The following is a 9,599-nucleotide window of genomic DNA, read 5'->3' on the forward strand; positions in this document are numbered from 1 at the left end:
TAGATTTTCTCGTGAGTGACCGGCTTCACTTCGGTTAGGTTTTTATGTGAGTTGACACGGACCCTGTTGGCGAAACCCGTGGCAACACGGATTGCATGGGCCGTCCATTTGCTTTAGAGTAAAGGAGCAAACCCTTACGGAAAGGAAGCATGGGGCATGGCCAAAGCGCGTCTGGACAAGATTCTTGCCGCATCGGGATTCGGCACGCGAAAAGAGGTCAAAAAGCTGATTAAGGAAGGCCTGGTCACCGTTGACGGGGAGCCGGCACACGATCCGGGCATGCATGTCGATCCCGACACGCAATTCATCGCCGTTGCCGGACAGGATGTGGAATACCGCAAACACCTCTACCTGATGATGAACAAACCGCCTGGTGTGATCACGGCCACGGAAGACCGCTCCCACCCCACCGTCAACGGCCTGCTTGATCCGCACCTGGCCAGACGGGTTTTCCCCGTCGGTCGCCTGGACAAGGACACCGAAGGCCTTCTGCTCCTCACGGACGACGGCAAATTGGCCCATGGCATTCTTTCGCCGCGGCGGAAAGTGGAGAAGGAGTACATCGCCGTGATCGACGGGCCGATCGGCGAAGCCGAAAAATTGGCCTTCGAACAAGGGCTGGTGCTCGACGACGGCACCCTGACGAAACCGGCCAAGCTCAAGGTTCTGGAAGACGGGGCCCATCCGCGCGTCGCCGTGACCCTGATCGAAGGGAAATACCATCAGGTCAAGCGCATGTTTGCCACCCTTGGCCGGCGCGTGCTGCACCTCAAGCGCATCCGCATCGGCCCGCTTGTCCTGGATGAGGCCCTCTCGCCCGGCGATTATCGGCCGCTCACCCCCGACGAAGAGGCCGCCTTGCTGGCCTTGCGTTCCGCATCCGCTCGGGAATGAGCAACACGTATGGGGCGGATCCTAATGGCACAGCAACGGTAAGGAGGTGCGCGCCTTGCGCAAACCCCAAGACCCGCAAACGCCGATGCGCCAGCGGAAACACCCGCCCACCATCGCCCCCGGCATGGAAAACGACGAACTGGACCGACCGGCCACCGAGGAAGAAAAACGGCGCGGCGACGTGACGCGGGTGACGGAACTGTTTCTCGATCGCGCCGATTAACCCCGGCGCAGCCGGCGGAAAAAGTCGCGCAACAGCTGCGCGCATTCCTCGGCCAACACCCCGGACGTTACCGCCACCCGGTGGTTGAAGCGCGGCTCGTCCAGCAGGTTCATCAACGTACCGGCACAACCGGCCTTGGGATCGGGCGCGCCATACACCACCCGCTCGAGGCGCGCCTGCACGATGGCCCCGGCGCACATCGGGCACGGTTCCAGGGTAACGTAGAGCGTGCACCCGATGAGCCGCCAACCGCCGAGGCGCGCCGCCGCCTCGCGGATGGCCACCATCTCCGCATGCAGGGTCGGATCCTTGCCGGTCTCGCGCAGGTTGTGGCCGCGCCCGACGATTTCCCCGTTTCGCACGATGACCGCCCCAATCGGCACCTCACCGAGGGCCTCGGCTTTGCGCGCCTCGGCGAGCGCCTCGCGCATAAACCCGCGATCCTGTTCGTCCCGGTCCGTCGCCCGCATCGTCACCGCCCAACACCCCCGCAACCCTTGCGCGCGACCCTCGCCTTCGCGCGCGTTTTTGTTTTGCCAACCGATCAAGCGCAAGATTTGCCCGGCGGTTTCCCCTTTCGTCCATCCAACGCGAACCGCACAAAAAAGACGGCCGTTCCCCGGCCGTTTCCCCGCAATCGGCTATGTACGTCGTGATCAGATAAGACTGGCGGGCCCGAGAGGACTCGAACCTCCGACACGCGGTTTAGGAAACCGCTGCTCTATCCATCTGAGCTACGGGCCCTTGGTGGCGGAGAGGGTGGGATTCGAACCCACGCGCGCCCCGAGGGCGCCTGGCGGTTTTCAAGACCGCTCCCTTCAGCCACTTGGGTACCTCTCCGCAAGATCTCCCTCGTGTATATCATACGACGGCGGCCGGCAAAACGCAACCGGCCGCCAAAAGCTGCCGCCTCCGCCTCAACCGGCCGGCGGCGCAATCACCTCGACGCCGCCCATGTACGGGCGCAGCGCCTCGGGGATGACCACGCTGCCGTCCGCCTGCTGGTAGTTTTCCAGAATGGCCGCCACCGTTCGCCCGACAGCCAGCCCTGAGCCGTTGAGGGTGTGCACAAACTCCGGCTTGGCCTTCGGCGTACGGCGGAAGCGAATGCTCGCCCGGCGCGCCTGGAAATCCTCGAAATTGCTGCAGGAAGAGATTTCCCGGTAGGTGCCGAAGGAGGGCAGCCACACCTCGAGGTCATAGGTCTTGGCCGCGGCAAAGCCGAGGTCGCCGGCGCACAGTGCCACGACGCGGTAGGGCAACCCGAGGCGCTGGAGCACCGCCTCCGCATGCGCAGTAAGCGCCTCCAGGGCCTCGTAGGAGTCTTCGGGCTTCACCAGCTGCACCAGCTCCACCTTGTTGAACTGGTGCAGGCGGATGAGCCCGCGCGTGTCGCGGCCGGCCGCCCCGGCTTCGGCGCGGAAGCAGGCGCTGTAGGCGACGTATTTCTTTGGCAGGTCATCCGGGTCTAGAATCTCCTCGCGGTGCAGGTTCGTCACCGGCACCTCGGCCGTCGGAATGAGGAAGTAGTCGTGATCGGCGACGCGGAAGGCATCCTCCTCGAATTTGGGCAACTGGCCGGTTCCGATCATGCTGTGGCGGTGGACGAGAAAGGGCGGGAAGATCTCTTCATAGCCGAACTCGCGCACGTGCAGGTCGATCATAAAGTTGATCAGCGCCCGTTCCAACCGCGCCCCGAGTCCCTTGTAGAACACAAACCGGCTGCCCGTCACCTTTGCCGCCGCCTCGAAATCGAGGATGCCCAGGCGCTCCGCCAGTTCCCAATGGGGCTTCGGATCGAACGCAAACGCCGGGGGCTCGCCCCATCGGCGCACTTCGACGTTGTCGGCATCCGAAGCCCCGTCGGGCACCGTCTCGTGCGGCACGTTGGGAATCGACAAGAGCAGGTCGTCGATCTCCGCCTCCAGTTGGCGGATGCGCTCGTCCAGCTCCTTGATCCGATCGGACACCTGGCGCATCTCGGCAATGCGCGCTTCGGCGTCTTCCCCGGCGCGCTTGAGGCGGGCAATTTCCTGGGAAACCTCGTTGCGCCGGTGTTTCAGCTGGTCACTTTCCGCCACCAAGGCGCGCCAGGCAGCGTCGAGCTCGACGAACCGGTCAAGTTCTGCCGGGACGGCGCCGCGCCGCGCCAACGCGCGCTTGACGCCGTCCAAATCGCGGCGCAGACGTTTCACATCCAGCATTGAGACCCCTCCTTTGCTGCTGCCCGCTCGAAACGAAAACTCCCGCCCCGGTCTGGGACGGGAGACCCGACATGCGCGCCGCCCTTACGCAGATTCTTTCACCATTTGCAGGAAATATGCGTGCACGCGTTCGTCGTCCGTCAGTTCCGGGTGGAAGGCCGTGGCGAGCAGGTGGCCTTGCCGCACCGCCACAATCTTGTCCTGAAACTTGGACAGCACGTCCACGTCTTCGCCGACCTCCCGAATGTACGGCGCCCGGATGAAGATGGCCCGGAATCGGTCCGCCACGCCCGCCACGGGCAGATCCGTCTCGAAGCTCTCCCGTTGCCGACCGAACGCATTGCGCTCCACGGTGATGTCCATGAGGCCCAAATAGGTCTCGTCTTGGCCAGCGATGCGCTTGGCCAGCACGATCAACCCGGCGCAGGTCCCAAAAATGGGCTTGCCCCGCGCGGAAAGCTCGCGCACCGCCTCGTCAATGGCGTATCGCTTCATCAACCGGCCGATGGTCGTGCTTTCGCCGCCGGGAATGACCAATCCGTCCAAAGCGGAAATTTCTTCGGCGCGCTTGACCGGAATGGCGCGCGCTCCCGCCTTCTCGAGCATCCGAATGTGTTCCGCAACCGCCCCTTGCAGCGCCAACACACCGATGTTCATAACCGCATCCCTACCATCCGCGCTCTTGCAAACGCTGGCCTTCGCCGAGGGTGGCGATGTCGATGCCCTTCATCGCGCCGCCCAGCCCTTTCATGAGATAGGCCAGCCGCTCGTAGTCGTCGTAGTGGGCCGTCGCCTCAACGATAGCGCGCGCATACTTCTCGGGATTCTCCGACTTGAAGATGCCCGACCCGACGAACACGCCGTCGGCGCCCAGGTACATCATCAGCGCCGCGTCGGCCGGCGTGGCCACGCCGCCTGCGGCAAAGTTGACCACCGGCAGGCGCCCGTGTTCGTGGACGTACTTCAACAGCTCATACGGCGCCCCCAAGGCCTTGGCCTCGGCCATCAGCTCATCCGGGGACATGTTCTGCACCTTGCGGATCTGCGCCTGCATCGTCCGCATGTGGCGCACCGCCTCGACGATGTTCCCCGTGCCCGCCTCGCCCTTGGTGCGGATCATCGAAGCGCCCTCACCGATGCGGCGCAGGGCTTCGCCGAGGTCGCGCGCCCCGCAAACGAAGGGCACGGTAAACTCGTGCTTGTTGATGTGGAACCGATCGTCAGCCGGCGTCAGCACTTCGCTCTCGTCGATGTAGTCGACGCCGAGGGCCTCGAGAATTTTCGCCTCCACGTAATGTCCGATGCGGCACTTGGCCATCACCGGGATGGAAACGGCGTTCATCACCTCTTCGATGACCCGCGGGTCGGCCATCCGCGCCACGCCGCCCGCCGCGCGAATATCCGCCGGCACGCGCTCGAGGGCCATGACGGCCACCGCGCCGGCCGCTTCGGCGATCTTCGCCTGCTCCGCGTTGGTGACGTCCATGATGACGCCGCCCTTTTGCATCTCCGCCATGCCACGCTTGACGCGCGTGGTACCCACTTCGACCATGGCTCGCTCCCCCTAACTCCTCAAATGTGGTCCGATTCCCGGTACGTCGAATCCTTAAGCCAATCTCGTCATTATCGACATTTTACCCAACGGAAGAAACAAAGGCAACCCACCGAGTCGGATATGTCCCGCGCCGGGTTTACCCGTCTCCCCGCTCCCGGCGGGGCCAGTTGCGCAAAAACGCGCGAAACATGAAGAACCCCCCCACGGCAAGCAGGAGAAACACGATCGACGGGACGATCACCAGCGCCCATTGCATGCCGTGCGACATGGCCCTCACCTCAGAACGCGCCCGTGATGGCCTCCACCATGCCGGAGAACAGGCGAACAACGGCGTTTTTCGCGCCGCGGAAGAAGAGGCGGAGCCAGCTGGCTTCCTCCACGTCTTCTTGGGCAATCAGCTTCACCGCGCCCGCATCCGGCGTCAGGTACTCGTCGCCGCCCGCATCGCTCACCGCTTTGATCGTGCCAACGGCTTGTCCCTGCTTGACCGGGGCGACCACCTCGGATACGCGCACCTGGGGCGCCGGCGCGCGCTCCTCCCCTTTGCGCACGACGGCCACCACATCGCGCTCGGGAACGACCGGCACCTCCAGGTCGACGCCCTTGGCCACCGGCGCCGTTTCATGTCCTTTCACCGGCTCTTTCCCCTTGAAGACGGTTTTGACCTCAAACTGGCTGAACCCGTAATCGAACAGCTTCGCCGTCTCCTGGAACCGCGCCAGCTCGGAGCTCGCCCCCATCACCACGCTGATGAGGCGCATGCCGTTGCGCTGGGCGGTGCCGGTAAAGCAATATTTGGCCTCGGCCGTGTGCCCCGTCTTCAGCCCATCCACACCCGGATACTGGGCCACCAGGCCGGGCAACATCCAGTTCCAGTTGGGCATCTGAATCGGATTGGCTTCCCCTTCCCGGAAAACCGCCTTGGGGATGCTGGAAAACTCCAGCACTTCCGGATGGTCAAGAAGCAGCCGGCGGGCGAGGATGGCCGCGTCACGCGCCGACATGACGTGTTCTCCCGTAACCGGTGGGCGATATTGTTCGGGAATGTCCTTCGCCGGGAAGCCCGTGCTCGTAACAAAGTGGGTGTGGGTCATGCCCAGTTCCTTGGCCTTCTTGTTCATTTGCTCGACGAACGCCGCCTCGGAACCGGCCACATGCTTGGCCAACATCACCGTGGCGTCATTGGCCGAGTAGACGGCCATCGCCGTGTACAGCTCGCGGACGGTGCGCACTTCCCCAAGATTCAAAAAGACGCGCGAACCGCCGTGGCGTCCCATCCAAAATCCGTACTCGTCGGTGGTCACCCGGTCATCCCACGAAATCTTGCCCTGCTTGATCGCCTCCAGCACGAGGTATTCGGTCATCATCTTCGTCATGCTCGCGGGAGGAAGCGGGAGGTTTTCATTGTATTTGTAGAGGATTTTCCCCGTTTCCGCTTCGATAAGAATCGCCGACTTGACGGCGAGCTGCAAATTGGGCTGGGCGTGCGCCGTTTGCCCTATCCCCCCGACCGCCATCGCAAAGGCGAGAAGAAGGGTCAGCACGGCCTGCACCCCGCGCAACCGCCATCGTGTTTGCGCCATCTTCACGCACCTCCCACGCGATTTCGCACATCCCCCATTGTACCATACCCGCGCGGGAGCATGCGCCGCCATCTTGTCCCGCGAGCGGTGTAAAAAAGCGACAGGGTTCTCCCCTGTCGCGCAGCGGTTCAAAGCGAGTAGTTGGGCGCCTCCTTCGTGATCTGCACGTCGTGCGGATGGCTTTCGCGCAGGCCCGCGTTGGTGATGCGCACAAAGCGCGTTTTCGTTTTCAGTTCCTCAATCGTCCGGCAGCCGGTATACCCCATTCCCGCGCGCAAGCCGCCGATCAGCTGGTACACCACCTCGTGCAGGGGCCCCTTGTACGGCACGCGTCCCTCGATGCCCTCGGGAACCAGCTTCTGCTCGTTCTCCTGGAAGTAGCGGTCCTTGCTGCCCGCCTTCATCGCCCCAATGGACCCCATGCCGCGGTACACCTTAAACCGGCGGCCCTGGTAAATTTCAAATTCGCCCGGGCTCTCGTCGGTTCCCGCAAACAAGCTGCCGATCATCACCGCGTCGGCGCCGGCGGCGATGGCCTTGACGATGTCCCCCGAGTACTTGATGCCGCCATCGGCAATGATCGCCACGCCGTACTGCCGTGCCACTGTCGCGCAGTCGTAGATGGCCGTGATTTGCGGCACGCCGATCCCGGCGACGACCCGCGTCGTGCAGATCGATCCCGGGCCGATGCCCACTTTCACCGCCGTGGCGCCCGCCTCGATGAGATCGCGCGTCGCCTCCCCGGTGGCCACGTTCCCGGCGATGATGTCCAGATCGGGGAAGCGTTTGCGCAAAGCCTTCACCGTCTCGATGACGCCCTTGGAGTGCCCGTGGGCCGTGTCGACGACGAGCACGTCGACACCGGCGGCCACGAGGGCTTCCGCCCGCTCCATCGTGTCCCGGGACACGCCGACGGCCGCACCCACAACAAGGCGCCCTTGCGCATCCTTGGCCGCGTTGGGATACTGCCGGGCCTTTTCGATGTCTTTAATGGTGATGAGGCCTTTGAGAACGAAGTTTTCGTCGACGAGGGGCAGCTTTTCGATCTTGTGCTTCTGCAGGATGGCCTCCGCTTCTTTCAGCGTCGTGCCCACCGGCGCCGTCACGAGGTTCTCCTTCGTCATTACCTCGCGGATCGGCGTGGAATAGTCGCGGACAAACCGCAGATCGCGGTTGGTGATGATGCCGACAAGGCGCTTGTTCTCGTCGACGATCGGCACGCCGGAGATCCGGTACTTGGCCATCAACGCCTCGGCGTCGTAAACCTTGTGGTCCGGTGTCAGGTAAAACGGGTTGGTGATGACACCGCTTTCTGAGCGCTTCACTTTGTCCACTTCTTCGGCTTGCTCTTCGATGGACATGTTCTTGTGAATGACGCCAAGGCCGCCTTCCCGCGCCATGGCGATGGCCATCGGCGCCTCCGTCACCGTGTCCATCGCCGCACTCAAGAGCGGGATGTTCAGCTTCAGCTTGTCGCTGAGGCGCGTCGAGACGTCGGCGTCGCGCGGCAAAATCTCCGATTTCATCGGCACGACCAGCACATCGTCAAAGGTTAACGCTTCTTTCCCGAACTTTTCTTCCCACACGGCGATTCCCACCTTTGTCCGGCGGTGTAAAGGATCGCATGGTTTGCTCCGGTTTGGCGCAATGATATTACCGCAAGCGATTACCGCAAGTGTACCAAAGGGGACATACCCTGTCAAGCAAAACTCGACAAACGTTCGGGAATTGCTGTTAATCCCAGGTTTTGAAAAGGAGGGCTCGCGTGCGCATCAAGCGAATTGTATGCGAAAATCCGCACGAAACCATGTGGGCGGCGTACGTCTGGTTTGAAAGCGAGCCCATCGTGCAAGATTTTTTGCAACAGAAATACGAACAAAATGGCATAGAAAACGCCAAAACGTACGCCTTTCAGAATACAGAGCGCTTTCTTTTTGCCATCAAACAAGCGCGGGAATACTATCGCACGGCGGGGCAAAGCGACCTCCTCGTCAAGCCGCTGCTCTTGTACTACGGCATGGTCTCCTTGATCAAGGCCGTGCTCATCGCCACCGATCCCGCGTACCCGCGCAATGTCCGCGTCCTGCAGCACGGCTTGTCCACGCGGCGGCGCAAGACCCGTCAGTATCGGTTTTTCGACGATCTGTGCCAGCCGCAGCGCGAGGGGCTGTTTCCGCTGTTTGCCGCCGCCTGCGGCGCACCGGATGAGGCGCGGATGGCGGAGCAAACCGCGCGCCGCCTGCTGGCCCTCATTCCGGATCTTCGCCACAGCTACATGCGGCTGGTTGGCACCCCCTCCTGTTTGCCGTTAACCGTGCGCCGTGTCGGAAACGGCGTGGCCGTCGACGTGCCCGGAGCGGTCCTCGACATCTGGCACGTCACCGCTTCCCGCTTCGTCGACCTGCTCAACCAGCATCGCGTGGGCGAGGGTGCCTTCTCGTTGCGTCCCTCGGCAGCACGGCCATCGACGGTACCGCTCGAGTGGCATTCCCCCACGCTGGACGCGACGGACGACGAGGACAGTCCCATCGATTTTGAAAACCGGCTCGTTCGCTACGATGCACAGGGCCAGCCGTACCTGGTGCTGGAGCGAAAGAGCAGCCATCTGCTTCCCGAAGCCTGCGCCCACGCCTGCCTCATGTACATGCTCGGCATCCTCTGCCGTTACGAGCCGGAACTGTGGGGCCAGTACGCCCAGGGTTTTGCCGCGGCCGAAACGGCGCTGATCGGCGACTTTCTGCGGTGTTCCCAGCGCAAATTCCCCAATCTCATCCTCAATTTGCTCAACGGGTTTCCCCTCGTGTTTACGATCGGCTGACAGGACCGCGCGCGAAAACGGCTCAACGCTTTTTCTTATGCCAGTTTTTCATCAGTTGCTGCACTTGGTTGAGTTGCTTTTGGTTCAGGTGGATGCCCATGCTGCGGGCAATCCGCTGCAATTGCTGCGGATCCATTTGCATGCGCGCAAACTGCTTGCGCAAATAGAAGACCCCTCCAAAAAACCCCAAAACCGCTCCGCCAATGAATGTCAGCACCGGAATCAGGAATTCCATCGCGTACCGCTCCTTCCGACCAAAATGCGAAAGCGGGAGACGGGCTTGCCGTCTCCCGCGACGTGCCTGGCAACGACCTACTCTCCC

General features: G+C 62.7%; 11 protein-coding genes and 2 tRNA genes. 3 read left to right on the forward strand and 10 right to left on the reverse strand.

Translation table 11 applies throughout. The features are described 5' to 3' along the window. Positions 1–156 precede the first annotated feature (156 nt). Both IEX61_RS11325 and IEX61_RS11330 read left to right on the forward strand, forming a co-directional pair. Positions 157–894 (forward strand): pseudouridine synthase, encoded by a 738-nt coding sequence (locus IEX61_RS11325; RefSeq protein ID WP_188818134.1) that lies wholly within the window; start codon positions 157–159, stop codon positions 892–894. A 55-nt stretch (positions 895–949) separates the two neighbouring features. After that, complete coding sequence (locus tag IEX61_RS11330; RefSeq protein WP_157057681.1) at positions 950–1,117, forward strand: hypothetical protein; 168 nt, start codon at positions 950–952, stop codon at positions 1,115–1,117. On the opposite strand, the gene tadA is transcribed toward IEX61_RS11330, so the two are convergent. The 9 genes from tadA to guaB form a co-directional block, all read right to left on the reverse strand. Further along, on the reverse strand, positions 1,114–1,587 hold the full coding sequence (gene tadA / locus IEX61_RS11335; protein ID WP_054670199.1) for a tRNA adenosine(34) deaminase TadA: 474 nt from the start codon (positions 1,585–1,587) through the stop codon (positions 1,114–1,116). The genes IEX61_RS11330 and tadA overlap by 4 nt on opposite strands. Positions 1,588–1,784: 197 nt before the next feature. Continuing rightward, positions 1,785–1,861, reverse strand: a tRNA-Arg gene (locus IEX61_RS11340). Between the two features lie 4 nt (positions 1,862–1,865). Continuing rightward, positions 1,866–1,957: transfer RNA gene (locus IEX61_RS11345), tRNA-Ser, on the reverse strand. A 77-nt stretch (positions 1,958–2,034) separates the two neighbouring features. Beyond that, entirely contained in the window at positions 2,035–3,321 is a 1,287-nt protein-coding gene (gene serS / locus IEX61_RS11350) for a serine--tRNA ligase (protein WP_188818136.1), read from the reverse strand. Between the two features lie 84 nt (positions 3,322–3,405). Next, positions 3,406–3,978, reverse strand: a complete 573-nt coding sequence (gene pdxT / locus IEX61_RS11355) for a pyridoxal 5'-phosphate synthase glutaminase subunit PdxT (RefSeq protein WP_054670182.1) — start codon at positions 3,976–3,978, stop codon at positions 3,406–3,408. Between the two features lie 10 nt (positions 3,979–3,988). Next, positions 3,989–4,873 carry a pyridoxal 5'-phosphate synthase lyase subunit PdxS gene (gene pdxS / locus IEX61_RS11360; RefSeq protein ID WP_054670185.1) on the reverse strand — a complete coding sequence of 295 codons (885 nt, stop codon included), beginning with the start codon at positions 4,871–4,873 and terminating at the stop codon, positions 3,989–3,991. 139 nt (positions 4,874–5,012) lie between these two features. Beyond that, positions 5,013–5,144, reverse strand: a complete 132-nt coding sequence (locus tag IEX61_RS11365) for a DUF2621 family protein (protein WP_157057682.1) — start codon at positions 5,142–5,144, stop codon at positions 5,013–5,015. 10 nt (positions 5,145–5,154) lie between these two features. Beyond that, positions 5,155–6,459, reverse strand: coding sequence for a D-alanyl-D-alanine carboxypeptidase family protein (locus IEX61_RS11370; protein ID WP_229725854.1), 1,305 nt, complete (start codon positions 6,457–6,459; stop codon positions 5,155–5,157). A 128-nt stretch (positions 6,460–6,587) separates the two neighbouring features. Then, entirely contained in the window at positions 6,588–8,045 is a 1,458-nt protein-coding gene (gene guaB / locus IEX61_RS11375) for an IMP dehydrogenase (protein WP_054670189.1), read from the reverse strand. Between the two features lie 179 nt (positions 8,046–8,224). Here guaB and IEX61_RS11380 point away from each other — a divergent pair, with 179 nt between their 5' ends. Continuing rightward, on the forward strand, positions 8,225–9,277 hold the full coding sequence (locus IEX61_RS11380; RefSeq protein ID WP_054670191.1) for a YaaC family protein: 1,053 nt from the start codon (positions 8,225–8,227) through the stop codon (positions 9,275–9,277). 22 nt (positions 9,278–9,299) lie between these two features. Here the strand turns inward: IEX61_RS11380 and IEX61_RS11385 are convergent, their stop codons facing one another. Next, positions 9,300–9,512: a YneF family protein gene (locus IEX61_RS11385; protein WP_054670195.1), complete on the reverse strand. Its 213-nt coding sequence runs from the start codon at positions 9,510–9,512 to the stop codon at positions 9,300–9,302. Positions 9,513–9,599: the final 87 nt, after the last annotated feature.

It is taken from the genome of Calditerricola satsumensis (assembly GCF_014646935.1).
Taxonomy (GTDB): Bacteria; Bacillota; Bacilli; order Calditerricolales; family Calditerricolaceae; genus Calditerricola; species Calditerricola satsumensis.

Coding starts and splice junctions, on each gene's coding strand:
- IEX61_RS11325 (WP_188818134.1), top strand. CDS start 157: ATGGCCAAAGCGCGTCTGGACAAGATTCTTGCCGCATCGGGATTCGGC.
- tadA (WP_054670199.1), bottom strand. CDS start 1,587: ATGCGGGCGACGGACCGGGACGAACAGGATCGCGGGTTTATGCGCGAG.
- serS (WP_188818136.1), bottom strand. CDS start 3,321: ATGCTGGATGTGAAACGTCTGCGCCGCGATTTGGACGGCGTCAAGCGC.
- pdxT (WP_054670182.1), bottom strand. CDS start 3,978: ATGAACATCGGTGTGTTGGCGCTGCAAGGGGCGGTTGCGGAACACATT.
- pdxS (WP_054670185.1), bottom strand. CDS start 4,873: ATGGTCGAAGTGGGTACCACGCGCGTCAAGCGTGGCATGGCGGAGATG.
- IEX61_RS11365 (WP_157057682.1), bottom strand. CDS start 5,144: ATGTCGCACGGCATGCAATGGGCGCTGGTGATCGTCCCGTCGATCGTG.
- IEX61_RS11370 (WP_229725854.1), bottom strand. CDS start 6,459: ATGGCGCAAACACGATGGCGGTTGCGCGGGGTGCAGGCCGTGCTGACC.
- IEX61_RS11385 (WP_054670195.1), bottom strand. CDS start 9,512: ATGGAATTCCTGATTCCGGTGCTGACATTCATTGGCGGAGCGGTTTTG.